The organism is Pseudomonas sp. SJZ131 (genome assembly GCF_007828705.1).
GTDB lineage: Bacteria > Pseudomonadota > Gammaproteobacteria > Pseudomonadales > Pseudomonadaceae > Aquipseudomonas > Aquipseudomonas prosekii.
In genome coordinates, this window is sequence record NZ_VIVC01000004.1 from 582,999 (window position 1) to 602,180 (window position 19,182).

Annotated in this window: 11 protein-coding genes; 1 reads left to right on the forward strand and 10 read right to left on the reverse strand. The window is 61.6% G+C overall.

The window, feature by feature from the left end:
• Nucleotides 1–92: 92 nt before the first annotated feature.
• The 4 genes from urtD to urtA all read right to left on the reverse strand — a co-directional run bounded on the left by urtD (nt 93) and on the right by urtA (nt 5,398).
• A complete protein-coding gene (urtD, locus tag FBY12_RS20515; RefSeq protein ID WP_121732922.1) occupies nt 93–962 on the reverse strand; it encodes an urea ABC transporter ATP-binding protein UrtD in 870 nt (289 codons plus the stop codon).
• Nucleotides 959–2,038 carry an urea ABC transporter permease subunit UrtC gene (urtC, locus tag FBY12_RS20520; protein WP_121732923.1) on the reverse strand — a complete coding sequence of 360 codons (1,080 nt, stop codon included), beginning with the start codon at nt 2,036–2,038 and terminating at the stop codon, nt 959–961. Before urtC ends, urtD begins: the two co-directional genes overlap by 4 nt.
• Entirely contained in the window at nt 2,038–3,540 is a 1,503-nt protein-coding gene (gene urtB / locus FBY12_RS20525) for an urea ABC transporter permease subunit UrtB (protein WP_092273949.1), read from the reverse strand. The genes urtC and urtB overlap by 1 nt, the downstream gene beginning before the upstream one ends.
• A 592-nt stretch (nt 3,541–4,132) precedes the next feature.
• Nucleotides 4,133–5,398, reverse strand: a complete 1,266-nt coding sequence (urtA, locus tag FBY12_RS20530) for an urea ABC transporter substrate-binding protein (protein ID WP_121732925.1) — start codon at nt 5,396–5,398, stop codon at nt 4,133–4,135.
• A 176-nt stretch (nt 5,399–5,574) separates the two neighbouring features.
• Between urtA and FBY12_RS20535 the strand changes: the two genes are divergently transcribed.
• The gene (locus tag FBY12_RS20535) at nt 5,575–10,188 is read left to right on the forward strand and encodes a hypothetical protein (protein ID WP_256663341.1); all 4,614 of its coding nucleotides are present in this window, start codon (nt 5,575–5,577) and stop codon (nt 10,186–10,188) included.
• Between the two features lie 12 nt (nt 10,189–10,200).
• On the opposite strand, the gene FBY12_RS20540 is transcribed toward FBY12_RS20535, so the two are convergent.
• From FBY12_RS20540 to FBY12_RS20565, 6 genes are all read right to left on the reverse strand, one after another.
• Nucleotides 10,201–11,211, reverse strand: a complete 1,011-nt coding sequence (locus tag FBY12_RS20540; RefSeq protein ID WP_145255385.1) for an iron ABC transporter permease — start codon at nt 11,209–11,211, stop codon at nt 10,201–10,203.
• Nucleotides 11,208–12,182: an ABC transporter substrate-binding protein gene (locus tag FBY12_RS20545; protein ID WP_145255388.1), complete on the reverse strand. Its 975-nt coding sequence runs from the start codon at nt 12,180–12,182 to the stop codon at nt 11,208–11,210. The genes FBY12_RS20540 and FBY12_RS20545 overlap by 4 nt, the downstream gene beginning before the upstream one ends.
• Nucleotides 12,179–12,967: an ABC transporter ATP-binding protein gene (locus FBY12_RS20550; protein ID WP_145255390.1), complete on the reverse strand. Its 789-nt coding sequence runs from the start codon at nt 12,965–12,967 to the stop codon at nt 12,179–12,181. The genes FBY12_RS20545 and FBY12_RS20550 overlap by 4 nt, the downstream gene beginning before the upstream one ends.
• A gap of 359 nt (nt 12,968–13,326) precedes the next feature.
• Nucleotides 13,327–15,447 (reverse strand): TonB-dependent siderophore receptor, encoded by a 2,121-nt coding sequence (locus tag FBY12_RS20555; protein ID WP_145255393.1) that lies wholly within the window; start codon nt 15,445–15,447, stop codon nt 13,327–13,329.
• A 156-nt stretch (nt 15,448–15,603) separates the two neighbouring features.
• Complete coding sequence (locus FBY12_RS20560; protein WP_145255395.1) at nt 15,604–16,977, reverse strand: PepSY domain-containing protein; 1,374 nt, start codon at nt 16,975–16,977, stop codon at nt 15,604–15,606.
• 91 nt (nt 16,978–17,068) lie between these two features.
• Nucleotides 17,069–19,174: a TonB-dependent copper receptor gene (locus tag FBY12_RS20565; RefSeq protein ID WP_145255398.1), complete on the reverse strand. Its 2,106-nt coding sequence runs from the start codon at nt 19,172–19,174 to the stop codon at nt 17,069–17,071.
• Between the last annotated feature and the right edge of the window lie 8 nt (nt 19,175–19,182).

The following is a 19,182-nucleotide window of genomic DNA, read 5'->3' on the forward strand; positions in this document are numbered from 1 at the left end:
CAAATCCCTGTAGGAGCGAGGCTTGCCCGCGAAGGGGACCTCAATGCCGCCAAAAGCTTCGCGGGCAAGCCTCGCTCCTACGGGGAGCAAAATCATCTACCGAGATAAACCTCGATCACGCGCTCATTGTCCTGCACCTGTTCCAGCGACCCTTCGGCCAGCACGCTGCCCTGATGCAGCACGGTGACGTGGTCGGCAATCGAGCCGACGAAGCCCATGTCGTGCTCCACCACCATCAACGAATGCTTGCCGGCCAGGCGCTTGAACAGCTCGGCGGTGAACTCGGTTTCGGCGTCGGTCATGCCGGCCACCGGTTCGTCGAGCAGCAGCAATTGCGGGTCCTGCATCAGCAACATGCCGATTTCCAGAAACTGCTTCTGCCCGTGGGACAGCAGCCCCGCCGGGCGATTGACCGAGGTGGTCAGGCGAATCGTTTCCAGCACTTCGGCAATCCGATCCTTCTGCTCGCCGCTCAGCCGTGCGCGCAAACTGGCCCACACCGACTTGTCGGTTTTCTGCGCCAGTTCGAGGTTCTCAAACACGCTCAACGCTTCGAACACCGTCGGCTTCTGGAACTTGCGGCCGATGCCGGCCTGGGCGATTTGCACTTCGCTCATCTGCGTCAAATCGAGGGTTTCGCCGAACCAGGCTTTGCCATGACTTGGCCGGGTTTTGCCGGTGATCACGTCCATCAGCGTGGTTTTGCCCGCGCCGTTGGGGCCGATGATGCAGCGCAATTCGCCGACGCCGATGTACAGGTTCAGATTGTTCAAAGCCTTGAAGCCATCGAAGCTGACGCTGATGTCTTCCAGGGTCAGGATCGTGCCGTGGCGGGTGTCGAGGCCGGGACCGACGCGTTGGCCGAAGCCAATGCTGTCGCGGCTGGTGCCGGCGTCCTTGTTCGGTTCCACCGGGAAAAACGCTGGTTCGAGCATAAATTCCGCCGTCGCAGTGACTCTCATTGTTCACCTCTCTTTTTCAGCAGCCCAATCACGCCCTTAGGCAGGTAAAGGGTCACGACGATGAACAGCGCGCCGAGAAAGAACAGCCAGTATTCCGGGAACGCCACGGTGAACCAGCTCTTCATGCCGTTGACCACGCCCGCGCCCAGCAATGGCCCGATCAGCGTGCCGCGACCACCCAAAGCGACCCACACGGCGGCTTCGATAGAGTTGGTCGGCGACATTTCGCTCGGGTTGATGATCCCCACTTGCGGCACGTACAACGCGCCGGCCAGACCACAGAGCACCGCGCTCAACACCCAGACGAACAACTTGAAACCCCGCGGATCGTAGCCGCAGAACATCAGGCGGTTTTCCGCGTCACGCAGTGCGGTGAGCACACGGCCGAACTTGCTCTGCGCCAGGCGCCAACCGATAAACAGGCTCGCCACCAGCAACAGCACCGTGGCGAAAAACAGCACCGCGCGCGTCCCCGGTTCGGTGATGCCGAAGCCGAGAATGGTGCGGAAATTGGTGAAACCGTTGTTGCCGCCAAAACCGGTTTCGTTGCGGAAAAACAGCAGCATCCCGGCGAAGGTCAGCGCCTGGGTCATGATCGAGAAATACACGCCTTTGATCCGCGAGCGGAACGCGAAAAACCCGAACACCAGCGCCAGCAATCCCGGCGCCAACACCACCAGACACATGGCCCAGAGGAAGCTGCTGGTGCCGGTCCAGTACCACGGCAATTCGGTCCACGACAGGAACGTCATGAACGCCGGCAAGGCATCGCCCGAGGCCTGGCGCATCAGGTACATGCCCATCGCGTAGCCGCCGAGGGCGAAGAACAAACCGTGGCCCAGCGACAGCAGACCGGCATAACCCCAGACCAGATCCAGCGCCAAAGCGACGATGGCATAACAGAGGATTTTGCCGACCAGCGTCAGCGTATACGCCGAGACGTGCAACGCGCTGTCGGCCGGCAACAGTGACAGCAATGGCAGCGCCAGCAGCAGCACAAGAATCACCACGCCCACGGCGAGGGTGACTTTGGGGCCGGCCTTTTGCGAGGCCGTGAGCATCAGGGGCTGGTTCATCAGTCGATCACCCGTCCTTTCAGTGCGAAGAGGCCTTGCGGACGTTTCTGGATGAACAGAATGATCAGCGCGAGGATCAGGATTTTGCCGAGCACCGCACCGATCTGCGGTTCGAGAATCTTGTTGGCGATGCCCAGGCCGAAGGCTGCGAACACGCTACCGGCCAACTGCCCGACGCCGCCGAGCACCACCACCAGGAACGAGTCGATGATGTAGCTCTGGCCGAGGTCCGGGCCGACGTTGCCGATCTGGCTCAACGCGACGCCACCGAGGCCAGCGATGCCCGAGCCGAGGCCGAACGCGAGCATGTCCACGCGCCCGGTCGGCACGCCGCAGCAGGCCGCCATGTTGCGATTCTGGGTGACCGCGCGCACGTTCAGACCGAGGCGCGTCTTGTTCAGCAGCAGCCAGGTCAGCACCACCACGAACAGCGCAAACGCGATGATGACGATGCGGTTGTAGGGCAACACGAGGTTGGGCAGCACTTGAATTCCGCCGGACAACCACGCCGGGTTGGCCACTTCAACGTTTTGCGCACCGAACAGCAAACGCACCAGTTGGATCAGCATCAGGCTGATGCCCCAGGTTGCGAGCAGGGTTTCCAGCGGTCGGCCGTAGAGGTGACGAATCACCGTGCGTTCCAGCGCCATGCCGATCGCGGCGGTGACAAAAAACGCCACCGGCAGCGCGATCAACGGGTAGAACTCGATGGCTTGCGGGGCGAAGCGCTGGAACATCAGCTGCACCACGTACGTCGAGTAGGCGCCGAGCATCAGCATCTCGCCGTGGGCCATGTTGATCACGCCGAGCAGGCCGAACGTGATCGCCAGACCGAGCGCGGCCAACAGCAGGATCGAGCCCAGCGACATGCCGCTGAACGCCTGGCCGAGCAACTCGCCGATCAGCAGTTTGCGTTTGACTTGCGCCAGGCTGGTTTCGGCGGCGGTGCGGACGCCGGAATCGGCTTCGACGCCCGGTTCGAGCAAACCCTCGAGGCGTGTGCGCGCCAGCGGATCGCCGGTTTCACCGAGCAAACGCACGGCGGCGAGGCGCACGGCGGGGTCGCTGTCGACCAGTTGCAGATTGGCCAACGCGAGGCTGAGGGCGGCGTGCACGCTTTCATCTCTTTCGCCAGCCAGTTGCTGGTCGAGGAATTTCAGCTGCGCCGGTTTGGCGCTTTTCTGCAATTGCTGCGCGGCGGCCAGACGGATTTTGGCGTCGGCGGCGAGCAATTGGTGGCTGGCCAGCGCGGTGTCGATCAGACCCCGCAGGCGATTGTTCAGGCGCAGGGTTTTCGGTTGGCCATCGACGGTCAATTCGCCTTGTTGCAGGGCGTTGATCAGTTCGATACGCGCCGGATCGGGCTGCGCTGCCCAGGCTTCCAGAAGCTTGGCTTGCTGCATCGGATTGGCCGCGACAAAGTCTTCGGCGTCGCCGGCAAAAGTGGCCATCGGCAGCAACAATGCGATGGCGAGAATGAGGCGGTAGAGGGCGGTGGGCATTAGTGGTGTCCTGTTCAGCGGCGGCCGATGAGACTGTGTTGGGCTTTGAATCGGCCCCTCACCCTAACCCTCTCCCCAAAGGGGCGAGGGGACTGACCGAGGCGTTTGGCAGACAGGCTGCGACCTGAAAAATCGAGGCGAACTCGGGCTTTGAAAAGCATGAAGATCGGCTCCCTTTCCCCCTCTCCCCAAAGGGGCGAGGGGACTGACCGAGGCGTTTGGGCAGACAGGCTGCGACCTGAAAAATCGAGGCGAACTCGGGCTTTGAAAAGCATGAAGATCGGCTCCCTTTCCCCCTCTCCCTGAAGGGGCGAGGGGACTGATTGAGGTGATTGGCAGACAGGCTGCGACCTGAAAAATCGAAGTGAACTCGGGCTTTGAAAGGCATGAAGATCGGCTCCCTTTTTCCCTCTCCCCAAAGGGGCGAGGGGACTGACCGAGGCGTTTGGCAGACAGGCTGCGACCTGAAAAAATCGAGGCGAACTCGGGCTTTGAAAAGCATGAAGATCGGCTCCCTTTCCCCCTCTCCCCTCTGGGGAGAGGGCTGGGGTGAGGGGTGGATTTCAAGTCTTCCCCAAAACCCGGATCCGCCTCAGTTGCTCTTCACCGCGTAATCCGGCTTTTTGTCGTTGCCATCGATAAACGGGCTCCACGGCTGGGCGCGGATCGGTCCTTCGGTCTGCCACACCACGTTGAACTGACCGTCGGCCTGAATTTCGCCGATCATCACCGGTTTGTGCAGGTGATGGTTGGTCTTGTCCATGGTCAGCGTGTAGCCCGATGGCGCCGCGAACGTCTGCCCGGCCAGCGCTTCACGGACCTTGTCGACGTCGGTCGATTTGGCTTTTTCCGCCGCTTGCGCCCACATGTGGATGCCGACGTAAGTCGCTTCCATCGGGTCGTTGGTCACCGCTTTGTCGGCGCCCGGCAGGTTGTGTTTCTTCGCGTAGGCTTTCCAGTCCGCTACGAATTTCTTGTTCGCCGGGTTCTCGACCGACTCAAAGTAGTTCCACGCCGCGAGGTTGCCCACCAACGGTTTGGTGTCGATCCCGCGCAGCTCCTCTTCGCCCACCGAGAACGCCACGACAGGCACGTCGGTGGCTTTCAAACCCTGGTTGGCCAGCTCTTTATAGAACGGCACGTTGGAGTCGCCGTTGACCGTCGAGATCACCGCAGTCTTGCCGCCGGCGGAGAATTTTTTGATGTTGGCGACGATGGTTTGGTAATCGCTGTGACCGAATGGCGTGTAGACCTCTTCGATGTCCTTGTCCGCCACACCTTTGGAGTGTAGGAACGAACGCAGAATCTTGTTGGTGGTGCGCGGGTAGACGTAGTCGGTGCCGAGCAGGAAGTAGCGTTTGGCGCTGCCACCTTCTTCGCTCATCAGGTATTCCACCGCCGGGATCGCTTGCTGATTCGGCGCCGCGCCAGTGTAGAAAACGTTCGGCGACATTTCTTCGCCCTCGTATTGCACCGGATAGAACAGCAGCCCGTTGAGTTCTTCGAACACCGGCAGCACCGATTTACGCGACACCGAGGTCCAGCAACCAAACACCACGGCGACCTTGTCCTGCGTCAGCAACTGCCGGCCCTTTTCGGCGAACAGCGGCCAGTTCGACGCCGGGTCAACCACCACCGGTTCGAGCATCTTGCCGTTGACGCCGCCCTTGGCGTTGATTTCGTCGATGGTCATCAACGCCATGTCTTTCAGCGAAGTTTCGGAGATCGCCATGGTGCCGGACAGCGAATGCAAAATACCGACCTTGATGGTCTCGGCGGCCTGGATTGTCCAGGTCATGCCCATCGCGGCAATGCTTGCCGTGAGTGTGAAAGCCTTGATCAAGCTGCGACGCTTCATGGTGCGATCTCCGTGAACATCAGTATTTTTTTTGGTTGGCAGAGGCGGACTACTGAAGGCTGTTTTGCAAAGGCTGTGCCCGGTCGGGTTTTGATAGGTAAATGTCGTGTCAGAGCGGTTGCGCGGGGAGGAGGGCGCACCAGAAGAGGACGGAGCGGGGGCGACGGTGCGTCAGGATGCGCCACATCGGGGCGCAGGGCGGCAAATCCCTGTGGGAGCGAGCGATACATATGTACCGCACGCACCGCTCGCAGATTGCTGATCATCCGCGCTCCTCTTCAAGTGAGCAGCGCATGGACAGCACTTCGATTTCTCCCTTGGCCGTCGGCAGCAAGGATTTCCCGGCAATGAGCCCGACCTTCAACAGCGCCGACGACGCCGCCTATTGGGCGCAGTTGCAAATTGGCGGCCGCCGGGACTTGGCCCTCGGCGCGGTGATCGTGCAAAGCGCCAACGGCAAATACCGGGCGACGAGGCCGGTCATCGGCAAGCGCACCTTGTATTTCAGCTTCGACGACTTGCTGGAGAAAGATCCGGCCACCGGGCATTTCTTCGTTCCTGAAGGCTATGTCGGCGTGGCTTATTTCATTGCCCACGCCGCCGATCGTGCTGAACCGCGACGCTTGCACCCGACGTGGACCGAAGAGCAGATCACCCTGTACCTCGGGTTCTTTTTTATCGGACATCTGGTGAGTTTTCTCCAGGATCCGGGGCCGTATGGCCAGCGTCACTACTTGTCCGGGCCGGACGGCTCGCTGATCAAATACGAGTCCACCGAGCCCGGTCGCGAACGGCAATTGCTCACGTCCCAATCCACCACAATCGGCCCGTTCAGCGATATCGAACGGATGATCCAGCGGCTCGCGCAAATCGGTACTTTAAGTGTGCTGGTGGCTAACGCCGCATGGGGTGGGCGCGTCGGCACGGTGCCGGGCAACTGGACGCCGGGCCAACCGGCGGTCAACAGAACCGTGCATGACGACACAATGTTCTACGCGCCGGTCGCCGACTCAAGCAGCCAGGCGATCCTCGCGGCGAGCAGCGTGCTCGCGCTGCTGCCGAATACCGGTTATCTGGGATTTGTCCTGCGCCGCATCAACAGTCGCGAGCGCCTCGCCACTTACCCGATGGCCTCGGCTGCGGCGACCAGCGAGATGTTCCGGGTGTTGCGTTTCGACAACGTCAACACGCTCAAACTCGCCGAGCCAGCGGGTTATGAACTCGACGGCGTGTACTTCATCTCGCGTGCCGATACGCCTGGCAGCGCTGAAGAACCGTGGCTGTCTCAGCGGTTTTTCACGCCGGACGAACTGGCGGCAGGATTGCAGTTCGCGCATGAAAACAGCCATCGACGCGACTATGGCGATGAACTGCGTCTGTACACCGCAACCCGCGACGGCGCGGTGCTGCAATATGACCCTGCGCTCGACGTCGCTGAACGTACACTGCGCGATAACGCAGGCCTCAACCAGCAGTTGCGCAGTGGCGCGCTCAAACCCTCGGACTACGTGCGCAATGTGGCGAGTCATGGCCAATTGTCGGTGATCCACGGCAGTCCGTTGTGGGACGTCGCGGGGCGCGTCGGCGCCGATTGGCAGCCTTACGCCGCAGCGCACAATCTGAGCCCGGTGTTTGTTACGGCGGACGACGCCGCACGCTTCGCCCATCAAGCCATTGGCAGCCTGCGGGATCAGGCGTACGTCGGGTTGATCCTGCAATCGGCGGACAACGGTTTCGTCGCGACATTGCCGGTGCCCGCCTACGGGCCGCGATTTACTTTGGACCGCTTGTGTCCACGCGATGCCGACGGCGCGCCCATCGTGCTGCACAGCACTTATGCGCTGCACGGCATGTACGCCTCGCGCAGGCACGACGGGGCGCGAATGCTCAGTGCCGAAGCAGCGCAAATGTTCACGGATGGCGATATTCGGGCGCTGCTCGATAGCCGTAACAGCGTGATAGTCGCCTATCTCTCTGGAGCAGCCGATAGCCTGCTGGCGTATCGCGGCGATCAGCAAGCGCTGGCGGCGCGTGCGCGGTTGCGAGGACGGCTCGCCACGACCCTGACCGAGCCGCTGACCGTCACCGAGTTGACGACCGAGTTGGCAGGCACCGGCGAAGTAAGCGTAATCGTCGGCAGCGACACGTGGGGCGTGCGCGGCACAGTGCTCGGCGGCGGCGCGCAAAAAGCTGCGCAAGCGCCGCTGCTCGGCGCACGATTTGCCAGCGCTGAATTGACCGTGCTCGACGCTCGAAAACGCGCCCGAGGCGATTATCGCGCGGCCCGTTGCGGGCTCGGTTTTATCCTCAAACATAAAACCCGTGAAGAATACGTGGCCACCGAAACAGTCGCCGCCAATGCCCTGGACCGTTTGAACCACGCCAGCGATTTTGGCGCCCAAGTGTTGATCGACGAATTTCGCACGCACAGCGTGTATTACGCCGCCAGTTGGTTGCCCCGAGACCTGTCCACCGCCGATGGCTGGTTCGCCCGGCATTTCATCGCGCTCAACGACCTGTTCGCAGCGCTTTACGCCGACAACGGCACGCAACGCCTGACCCATCATCAAGACCTCACGTTGTACATCGCCTGCCTCGACGGCGCGTTGTTGCGGTATCGCTTTTCCAGTACTTCGACCTTGTTTGATCTGGCCCAGGGCGGCACGGGCACTGAAGATTTGCTGGCGCTGATGACACGTGACACGCCGCCGTATCGGTCGGTGGTAAACCGAATTGCCACGGGCGGCGAATTGCAGGTGCGGATCACCAGTGAATGCTGGGACGAGCGGGGCGTGGTGGCGGCGCAATGGAAACCCTTTGCGCTGATTCAGCGCCGTCAACTCAGCCCGGTATTCCTCTGGCAGGATGATGCCGTGCTCTTCGCCATGGCTCATATCGGCCCGGACCGCGAGCGCGTCTACGGCGGCCTGGTGCTGCGCCGCAACGATGGCCGATTTGTCGCGACATTGCCGGTCGCAGTGGATATCGAGGACTTTGCGCCGGGTTGGATTCGGCTGGATCAGCTGGTCGATCAAGGCGTATTCCTGGCCGGCAGCACCGTAGTTGCGCGCTATCATTCGCGGCGCCACGTTGAGCCGGTTTTTGCGCTGACCAGCGAACAGCGGGCCTTGTACCTGAACCTGTTTTCCACGGATTTTCTGTCCGCCATCCTGCCGAACTCGATCAACGCCACGCACCTGTCACCGGGCGATGAATACCTGATCGGCCTCGACGGCAGCCTGATTCGTTATCGACTCGGCAACAGCGCGCTCGCCCAGCAACTGAGCGCTTCATTGGCCGCGCCCAGCCTGTTGCAACAGCGGCAAACCCCGCTGGAATTGCAAATGCGCAACGGCACGCTGAAACCAACTGATCTGGTTGATCGGCTGGCGCAGGCCGGTCAGTTGCAGGTGGTTGAGGGCAGCGCGATTTGGGGCAGCCCGCGACGAGTGCTGCAGTGGTCGGGCGTGCACACCTCGGCGCAGTCATTGCTGCGCTTTGCCGTCAGCGAACCGGCGCTGAGCCCGCTGTTCAGCCAGGCCGACGATGCCGCACGCCACGTGAATGGTTTGGCGCAAGAGCGCCAGCAGATGATGTTCGGTTATCTGCTCAAGTCGCTGACCGATGAGTGTTATGTGCTGACGTTGCCCGTGGCCGGCGGTGAGGGCGCGCTGACGCTCGAACGGGTATTTCCCGAGGGTTTGCTGCCGACAGGTTTTGCACTGCACGGCCTGTATTTGCTGGCTCCGACATCTTCGGCCGCCTCATCGATGGACGTTCAGCGCAGCTTTATCTCGGCCGGTGACCTGACTCGGGCACTTGATGCTGTCAGGGTTTCGAGCGCCCAGGCGACGACCTATCTGGGCGTGTATGCGTGCTGCGCCGACGGCGCGTTGTTGCACTACAGCGCCGACCAGACGGCCGCCGAATGGTCGAGTTTCCCGGCGATCATCGCCTACGACAAACAACTGCAGTCAGGTCACGAGTCGTTGCTGGAGTTCGTCCGCAAATTGATCAAGGTCGGTGGTTTGCGTGTGCTGGAGCGCAGTCGTTATTGGTCGCCGCTGCGCGTGGATGCCACCGGTGTGAAAAGCGGAATCGGCGTGGTGCGCTGGCCGAAGGACAAACGACTCGCACTCGGGCCGTTGTTCGCGCATGCCGACGATGCCGCGCGTGCTGCCCAATTCAAACTCGGTCCCTTCACCGACAAGCAATACCTCGGTGCAATTGTGTGCAAACCGGACGCGCAGTTGTGGGCCGCGGTTCAGCCATTGGAGGACAGCCTGGGCAGTCACGCTGCGGCACGGCTGTTTTATTCAGGCCCTGGCGGGCCGATTGCGTCAGTCAGCGGACCGGGCGCGCAACCGCTGTCGATCCCGGTTTTGCCGAGCGGCTTCAAGCTCGCCGCCGTTCATCAGTTTTACAAAGTCACCCGCGTGATCAGCCCAACCAATGCTCAGGAACAACGGCTGATGGACAACCTGGCGCTGGCCGATTTGCGCTTCAGCGTCGAGGTGCTGCAAAAGAATGCGCAACCGGGAGCCTGCTGTTACCTGAGCAGTCGCGGCGGGGCCTTGCTCAAGTTCACGCCGAATTACACCGCCGAAGAAACCCGATTGCTGGATGAAGACATGGGCGCGGATGTCAGTAGTTTTTTCCAGCGACTGACGCGTATCAGCAAGCTTGAGGTGCTGGATGTGGACGCGTATTGGCAGCGTCCGGGACGGGTCGGTTCGTCGCAGGTGCCTTACTCGATTGAGCAGGCACCACTGAAACACGACGAGCTATAGTTTTCGCCAAGCTCAGCGGCGGCGCATCAGGCCGATGAAAAACAGACCGCCAATCGCAGCTGTGGCGACGCCGATGGGCAAGTCTTCCGGGGCGATCAAGGTGCGCGCGGCAACATCGACCCACACCAGGAAGATGCTCCCGAGCAGCACGCACACCGGCAGCAACCGCCGATGTTCGGCGCCGACAAGGCGCCGGGCAATGTGCGGCACCATCAGCCCGACAAAACCGATCGAGCCGCTGATCGACACCAGCACGCCGGTCATCAGCGACGCAATCAAAAACACCCGCAAACGTACGGTGCGAGCATTCAGCCCAAGGGTCACGGCGGTCTGCTCGCCCGCCATCAAGGCGTTCAATGGCCGTGCCATGCCGAGCAATAACACCAGGCCCAGCAACACGCTGGCGGCCGGCACCGCGAGCAATTCCCAGCGGGCCAACCCGAGGCCGCCGAGCATCCAGAACATCACCGCCGAACTGGCGCGATGGTCGCCCATGAACAGCAGCAAATTGGCAATCGCCATCATCACGAACGACACCGCCACGCCGCACAGCAGCAAGCGATCACTGTCCAGCCGGCCATTGCGATTGGCGATCATCAGCACCATCAACATGCTCGCCAATGCGCCGATGAACGCGGCAATCGGCAAGGTCAGCAACCCGACGATATTGCCCACGTGCAGCACCACAATCACCGCGCCCAGCGTCGCGCCGGAGGTGACGCCGAGCAGGTGCGGATCGGCCAGCGGGTTACGCGTCACCGCTTGCAGCACCGCGCCGATCAACGCCAGCCCGGCGCCAACCAATGCGCCGAGCAGCATGCGCGGCACGCGGATCAGCCAGACGATATGTTCCTGCCCGGCGCTCCAACTCTGTTCGCCGAGACCGAAAACCTTGAACAGCAGAATCCGCCACACCACGTCCACCGGCACCCGCGCCGGGCCGAAGCCCAGCGACACCACGCACGACACCAGCAACAGTGCGCCGAGGGCGATCAGCAACAAAGCGTAGCGGCGATTGATCATGGGCGCTGAGGCTCTTTGATCGAAAAGCCTTTGGCCAGAGTTTCCACCGCCAGCACGTTGTCGATGCCCGGCGTGGCTTGCACGTAGGGGATGACGATAAAGCGCTGGTTTTTGATCGCGTCCACCGATTGCAGCGCCTGGTTGTCGAGCAGGAATTGTTTTTTCTGCGCGGCAGTGACTTCGCCGTAATCGACGATGACGATCACTTGCGGATTGCGCTCGACCACGTTTTCCCAATTGACCCGGGTCCAGCTCGCCTCGACGTCGTCGAGAATATTGCGCCCGCCGGCCGCGTCGATCAGCGCTTGCGGCATGCCGAGACGGCCGGAGGTCATGGCCCGATCTTCACCGCTGTCATAGAGAAATACGCGCGGCTTGTTTGCCAGAACGTCTGCCGGAAGGTTTTTGCGCACGGCGGCGACTTTTGTCTGCATGTCGGCGATCAGCGCGTTGGCGCGGTCCTGCACGTCGAAGATTTTGCCGAGGTTGCGCAGGTCGTTGTAGGTGTCTTCCAGGGTCGCGGCCGGGCGCTTCATGACGAACGCGCAGGACTCGGTCAGCTCGTAGACATTGATGCCCAGCGGTTGCAGGGTTTGCGGCGTGAGGTCGCCGCCGACGCGCATGCCGTAATCCCAACCGGCGAAGAAGAAGTCGACGTTGGCATTGAGCAGGGTTTCCACCGACGGATATTTGGCCGCCAGTTCCGGCAAACCGTCGAGCAGCGATTGCATGTCGGGGGTGACCGATTTCCAGCCACTGACGCCGCTGTAACCGGCCATGCTCGGTTTGAGGCCGAGGGCGAGCATCATCTGGGTCATGTTGATGTCGTGGCTGACCGCGTGTTTCGGCGCCTGCTTGAAAGTCACTTCGCGGTTGCAACTCTGCACCGTCAGCGGGTATTTCGTCGCCTCGGCGAACGCGTGGGCGCTGCCCAGTAACAGGGCGACGCAGAACAGGGAACGCACAGTCATGGTTGGGTTATCCAGGTGATTCGTGGGTAGCCGTGGAGGGGATGGTCGTCGATCAACGCTTCGACGCCGAACACCTCGCGCAGCAGCGGCGCGGTGAGCACTTGTTGCGGCGTGCCGCTGGCGACGATGCGCCCGTGGTTGATCACGTACAGCCGATCGCAGAAAGCCGCGGCCAGATTGAGGTCATGGATGCTCGCGAGGGTGCCGATGTTCAGGCGTTTGACCAGTTGCAGCAATTCGAGCTGATAGCGCGGGTCGAGGTGATTGGTCGGCTCGTCGAGGATCAGCAATTGCGGTTGCTGCGCCAGTGCGCGGGCGAGGATCACGCGTTGTTTTTCACCGCCGGAGAGCGTGGCGAAAGCGTGGTCTTCGAAGCCGCTGAGGCCGACCGATGCCAGTGCTTGGGTGGCGAGTTGGCGGTCGTCGAGCGTGTCGCCATCGAACAGGCCTTTGTGCGGCGTGCGGCCCATGGCGACCACTTCATCGACGGTCAGGCCAAAGGCGTCGGGGAATTCCTGCAACACCACCGCAATGCGTTGCGCGCACCAGCGCGAGGATTGTTTCCAGACGTTGTGGTGGTCCAGTTGGACCTCGCCGCTCTCGGGTTTGCTGAAGCGATAGGCGCAGCGCAGCAGGCTGGTCTTGCCGCTACCGTTGGGCCCGATCAACCCGACAAACTCGCCGGCGGCCACGTGCAGCGAGGCATCACGCAGTTGAAACTGGTGATGACAATGGCCGTGGCCCAGGGGTGTCCAGGCGAGGTTAGTGAGGTTGAGCGAGGTCATGCAGGTTTCCGTTGGGTGGTGATTGTGATTGCTATGTGTGTCAGTTGAATAGGTCCCCTCACCCTAACCCTCTCCCCAAAGGGGCGAGGGGACTGACCGAGGTGCTCTTGGATCTTCATCGACCTGAAAAACCGAGTCGAATTCAGATTCAGAAAAGCCCCCGATCGGCTCCCTCACTCTCCCCAAAGGGGCGAGGGGACTGACCGAGGTGTTCTTTGGATCTACATCGACCTGAAAAACCGAGTCGAACTCAGGTTCTGAAAAACCGAGTCCTACTCAGATTCAGAAAAGCCCCCGATCGGCTCCCTTTCCCCCTCTCCCCTCTGGGGAGAGGGTTGGGGTGAGGGGTGGCTTTTGAATCAAAAGGTGTAATCAGCGGTAACGAAAAACGACCGTGGTTCGCCGAGGATCCACTGCTGGCCGTCATTGTATTGGCTTTGCGCGTACTGGCGGTCAAACAGATTGTTCACCTGCAAGCCCAGCGTGGTATCGCGCAGGGCTTTCCAGGACAGCGTCGCATCGACCACGGTGTAGCTCGGCAGTTCGTTGCGGTTGGCCATGTCGGCGTATCGCGCATCGACATATCGCACGCCCGCACCGGCCTGCAGCTCATCGCTGAGCGCTTTGCTCAGCCACAGATTGGCCGTGCGCCGGGGCACGTCCACCGGCCGATTGCCGTTGCGCGACGCCGGGGCACCACCGAGCATTTCTTCGAAATCGTCGTACTTGGCTTTGACGATTGCGGCGTTAGCCTGCAATTGCCAAGCGTGCGGCAGTTGCAGATCCAGGCTCGCTTCCAGGCCATTTGACGACTGTTGGCCGACCTGTTGTTTGAGCGTCGGATTGCTCGGGTCGTCGGTCAGCAATTTCTTTTTGACGATGCGATACGCCGCCAGCGTGAACTCGCCGCGCTGATCCCAGAACAATTGCTTCATGCCGATTTCGCTTTGCCGAGCGCTCGCCAAGTCGTATTGCTGCTGGCCCGGGCTCAGGGAAATCAGCCCGCCGACACCATCGGTGCTGGTCGCCAGTTGGCCGTAAAACGAAGTATCCGGGGTCAGCGCAAACACCAGACCGGCCTTCCAGTTATTGCCGGTCAACGTCTTGTCGCTGCGGCTATCGTTGGTCAGATCCGTACGGTCGATGTGCACATAATCGCGGCGCACGCCGGTCACCAGCGACCAGCGCTCGCTCAGTTGCGTACGGTTTTCGGCGAACACCGACATCTGTTTGGTCGTCGACTGAAACTGGCCACGGTACGGGTTACTGCTTTCAAATTGCCCCGGTTGCGGGTGATACAGATCCAGCGCTTGGCCGTTCGGCAGCACGTCGTTGAACGGCGAATTGCTTTCGAGCTGGAAGCGGATGCGGTTGTAATCGACGCCGGTCACCGTTTGGCTGTCGAGGCCGAACAGGCTGTGCTTGAAGGTAAACGTCTGCCGGTCGCCGAGCTGCTCCTGCGTGTGGCCGATGCCGAAATAACCACTGCGGCTCAATTGTTGAGTGTCGGGGTCGAAGTTGTAGTTTTCGGCGTTCTGCCAGCGGCGTTGGGCCTTGAGGTAATACAGCTCGTTGCTCGAACTGACATCATCGGAAATCTGCCAGTCGCTGGTCAGCCGCGTCCATTGATCGTTGTAGTGCTGCTGGTCGTTGCTGACGTTGTAATTCTTGTCGCGCAGGCTGTGCTTGAAGCGGCCATTGATCAGCGGCGTGCCGAAATAATTCATCGGTTTCTGATCGCCGTAATCGTGTGCCAGGGTGAACGCCAAATCGTCCGTCGCCTGCCAGCGCAGGGCCGCGCTGATGAAGTCGCTGGCGGCGTCGCCACGGTCGATCCAGCCATTGCTGCGCAGGCGATTGAGGTTCAAGCGATAGCTCAAGGTGTCGGTCAGCGAACCGCCGCTGTCGAACGCTTGCTGCTGACTGTCGTAGGAGCCGTAGCCGAGGCGCAGGTGGTTTTCGATCTCGCCGGCGAAAGGCTTTTTCGGGATCACGTTGACCACCGCACCGGTCGCGCCCTCGCCATACAACACCGACGCCGGCCCGCGCAGCACATCGACGCGCTCCACCGACCAGGTATCGACCGGGAACGTGCCGGTGCCCATGCCGGCGTATAGGCGGTTGCCGTCGAACAACTGCATCACCGAACTCTGCCCGGTAAACCCGCGCGCCGACAATGAGGTGCCGCCATCACCCGGCGTGCCTGTGCGGCTGATCCCGGTGCTGCGCGATACCGCGTCCTGCACGCTGCGATCCCCGCGCGCGCGGACCTGCGCGCCGCTCAGGCTTTCGACACTGGCCGGGGTTTCCAGCGCCGTCAGATTCAGCCGCGAACCGGCGGTGGTCGGCGTGTCGAGGTGCACCGTTTCGTCATCAACCAGCGGCGCGGTGATGGTGCCGGTAGGCAAGGTCAGCGCTTCGGCGCAAGCATGATTATTGATGGCGAGCAGGCAAAGGCTGGACAAGAGGTACTTGTTCATCGGGGCGGTGAATCACTTCTGCAAAAGAAAACCCGCGACGTTCCTGTCGCGGGCGGGGCGGTGCATTGACGTATACAGCAACACTGAAAATGACCGGGCAATAAGCGCGCGGATTGTACAGATCCCTCTAAAACGCGCATCTCGGCTGTTTCATGATCAAGGTGAGGCAGGTTCAGGTTGGCGATTGAAGCGCGACAGCACCACCCGATCCAGCAGCCAAACCACAATCAGCGAGGCGCCCACCAACGGGAATATCACCGCCAGCGCGAACATGATGACCATCGCGGTTTTCCATTTCGGCAGGTCGTGGCGCAGTGGCGGCACCCCGAGTTTTCCGCTTGGGCGACGTTTCCACCAGATCACCACGCCGCTGACGGCGCTGAGCAGAATCATCAGGCAGATCAGCATCACCACGATCTGGTTGAACACGCCGAACATCTTGCCTTCGTGCAGCATCACGCCGATTTCAGTGGCGCGGGCGACGGTGTTGTAGTGCTCGAAGCGCACATCGGCGAGGACCTTGCCGGTGTATTGATCGACGTGCAGCGTGGCGTCGTTGCGCGGGTCGTCGGCGAACACGGCGATGGTGAATACGCCGGTGGCGGTGGTCGGCAGGGCAATGCTGTAGCCCGGTTCGACCTGGCGTTGTTGGGCGATGTTTTGTACGTCTTGCAGGCTGATGGTCGGCGCTGCGGGCCCGACCGGTGCGGCGCCGTGGGCCATGTGTTCGGCGTGATCACCGGACATTGGCATCGGCGTGTTTTCCATCGCCCAAGGCACGGTCTGGCGGGTCGCGGTGTTGAGGCTGCGGGCCTCGACGTCGGACTTCGGCACGTCGTTCCACATCGCTGCAGGAAAGGTGTTCCAGAGGTCGGCGTATTGCTTGCCCCAGAAGCCGGTCCAGGTCATGCCGCTGAGCAACATCACCAGCAAAAACACTGCGCCCCAGAACCCGGTTACTGCGTGCAAATCGCGCCACAGCACGCGACCGCGACTGCGCATGCGTGGCCACAGCACGCCGGCGTATTGCCCGCGCGGCCACCAGAGGAAAACCCCGGACACCACCAGCACCACGCCCCAACCGGCAGCCAATTCGACCAGCCGATCACCAACGGTGCCGATCATCAATTCGCCGTGAATCGAGCGTGCGAGCGCTTGCAGGTTTTGCTTCGCGTCCTGCTCGCCGAGGATGTCGCCGTGGTACGGATCGATGAAGACGTTGAGTTCGTTGCCGGCATTGATCAGGACAAATTGGGCGCTGCGCTCGGCGTTGACCGGCGGCAGGTATTGGGTGATCTGGCCCTGTGGATAAGCGTTTTTGACGCGCTTCATCAGTTCATCGGCGGACACCGTGTGGTGGCCGGCCGGGACGTTCATGAGACTGCCGTACATCAGCGGATCGAGTTGCGGTTTGAACAGGTAAATCAGGCCGGTCAGGGCCAGCATCACCATGAACGGCGCGACGAATAGCCCGGCATAAAAATGCCAACGCCAGGCCAGGTTGTAGAAATTCGGTTTGGGCTGTGTCATCACGTGTGCTCCGCTTGGCTTGGATCTTGTGTTGTTTCACCGCAGTCCCTGTGGGAGCGAGCAAGCTCGCTCCCACAGGTTTTGCATACTGTTAAAAGCTCATATCCACCTTGGTCCAGAGCGTGCGCCCCGGTTCGTTGATGGCTTGCGGGTCGTTGGCCGGGTAGCCAAAACCGGCGTTACCGGCCAGGTTCAAATGCTCGGCGTAATTCTTGCCGAACAGGTTGTCGACGCCGCTGCTGACCTTCCAGTGCTTGTTGATGCGGTACGCGCCATTCAGCGAGAACACGCCGAAACCCGAGCTCTTGTCGAAGTCCTTGCCGACCACGTTGCCCTTGTTCCGGTCGATGCGATTTTGCGCTGCGACCACACGCCACAACGCCCCGGCGCTCCAGTTTTGTTCGCTGTACGTCAGGCCGAAACGCGCGTCCAGCGGCGGCATCTGCGGCAATGCGGTGCCATCGCTGCTGTTCTTGCCCCATGCGTAAGCGAGCGTCGCGTCAGCCTTCCAGTTATCGCTCAGGTTGTACGCGGCGCCGAGTTCGCCGCCCATGATCCGCGCGTCGATGTTCTGCGCTTGCGAAGTCGCGCCCATCATCCCCGGCGTGTAGTTGAACAGGATGTAATCGCGCACCTGGCCGACGTAAGCCGAGGCCCAGGCTTCAAGATCTGCGGTTTTGTATTGCAGGCCGACATCCAGCTGAGTGGTCTTTTCCGGTTTGATCGAATCGAAGGCATTCACTGAACCGGCAGGCCCCGAGTTCGGCGAAAACAGTTCCCAGTAATCCGCGAAGCGCTGACTGTGACCGAGGCCGGCATACAGCGTGGTCGGGCTGTCGGCGAGGTCATGCTCGTAGCGGACAAAACCGCTGGGCAGGGTGTCGGCGCGGGTGTCGTCCGCGGTCGGATTGGCCCGTGTCATCATTCCCGAACCGCTGGTCTGCCGATAATCCTTGGCCGAAGCGCGGTCCAGGCGCGCGCCGGTGATCAGCCGATCGCGTTCGGCGGCGTACCAGGTCAGTTCGCTGAAAACCCCGTAGTTGTGGAAGTCGGCGTCCTTGCTGTACGGCAGGTTTTTATAGGTGTCGATGCCCATGCTGCTGCGCTGGCGGTGTTCGTTGGTCTGCGCGTCGATGCCGCTGATCAACTGCACATCGGCCCAGCGCCAGGTGGCTTTGATCCGCGCGCCGAGCGTGCGACGGTCGACGTTGGAAGCCATCGGCCCAGCCATCATGCCGGTGCCGGACGGCGTGCGCAGGGTGTAGTTGTCCATGACGTGATCGGCGTAGTTGTAGTAGACCTGCGCCTCGACCTTGTCCAGCACCTCGCCGATGTTGGACTTTTCGAAGCGCAGACCGAGGCTTTCGCGTTTGAACTGCGAACCGTCCATGCCGCGCCCGGCGTAACGCGCTTCACCGTCGCCCTTGCCGGCGGTCAGCTCCAGCAAGGTGTCGGCGTCGGGCGTCCAGCCCAGCGCGACGTCGCCGTTCCATTTGTTGTAGCGCGAGGCAACGGTGTCGTTGTTGCCGTCGCTGTAGTCGTCGGAATGCGCGGTGTTGCCGATCACCCGCACGTAGCCCAAAGGCCCGCCCGCCGCTGCGTCGACGACTTTGTCGAAGCGGCCGTTGGAGCCGGCCAATACGCTGGCATTCACCCGCGTGCCGAGTTCGCCGAAGCTTTCCGGGTCACGGTCAAACAGGATCGTGCCGGCCGAGGCACCCGGTCCCCAGAGCACGGTTTGCGGGCCTTTGATCACGGTGAGTTTGTCGTAGGTTTCCGGTGAAATGTACGACGTCGGCGCGTCCATCCGGCCAGGGCAGGCGCCGAGCATCATGCTGCCGTTGGTGAGGATGTTCAGCCGCGAACCGAACATGCCGCGCAGCACCGGATCGCCATTGGTGCCGCCATTGCGCACCAGCGCGAAGCCGGGAATGGTCTTCAGGTAATCGCCGCCATCGCTGGCCGGCACCGGTTGGCGCGGGTCCTTGGGATTGGTAACGATGGTCAGCGGCGAACTCGGGGCGATTGCGGTGATGACCGTCGGGCTTAGTTCTTCGGCGTGGCCGGCGTGATCATCGGCCAAGACCATCGGGCTCAGCATTACCCCGCACAGGACGGCGGAGACGTGGATGCAGCTAAAAGGCGAGTAGCGAAAACGGGTGTAGCAAAAACGTGTGTCAGCAGAAAACCTGGACATGACAATTT

Bases quoted from the DNA above. Each gene is read 5' to 3' on its own strand.
- urtB (WP_092273949.1), bottom strand. From the start codon at position 3,540: ATGCCCACCGCCCTCTACCGCCTCATTCTCGCCATCGCATTGTTGCTG.
- FBY12_RS20565 (WP_145255398.1), bottom strand. From the start codon at position 19,174: ATGTCCAGGTTTTCTGCTGACACACGTTTTTGCTACACCCGTTTTCGC.
- FBY12_RS20560 (WP_145255395.1), bottom strand. From the start codon at position 16,977: ATGACACAGCCCAAACCGAATTTCTACAACCTGGCCTGGCGTTGGCAT.
- FBY12_RS20555 (WP_145255393.1), bottom strand. From the start codon at position 15,447: ATGAACAAGTACCTCTTGTCCAGCCTTTGCCTGCTCGCCATCAATAAT.
- urtD (WP_121732922.1), bottom strand. From the start codon at position 962: ATGAGAGTCACTGCGACGGCGGAATTTATGCTCGAACCAGCGTTTTTC.
- FBY12_RS20540 (WP_145255385.1), bottom strand. From the start codon at position 11,211: ATGATCAATCGCCGCTACGCTTTGTTGCTGATCGCCCTCGGCGCACTG.
- urtC (WP_121732923.1), bottom strand. From the start codon at position 2,038: ATGAACCAGCCCCTGATGCTCACGGCCTCGCAAAAGGCCGGCCCCAAA.
- FBY12_RS20545 (WP_145255388.1), bottom strand. From the start codon at position 12,182: ATGACTGTGCGTTCCCTGTTCTGCGTCGCCCTGTTACTGGGCAGCGCC.
- FBY12_RS20550 (WP_145255390.1), bottom strand. From the start codon at position 12,967: ATGACCTCGCTCAACCTCACTAACCTCGCCTGGACACCCCTGGGCCAC.
- FBY12_RS20535 (WP_256663341.1), top strand. From the start codon at position 5,575: ATGCGCCACATCGGGGCGCAGGGCGGCAAATCCCTGTGGGAGCGAGCG.
- urtA (WP_121732925.1), bottom strand. From the start codon at position 5,398: ATGAAGCGTCGCAGCTTGATCAAGGCTTTCACACTCACGGCAAGCATT.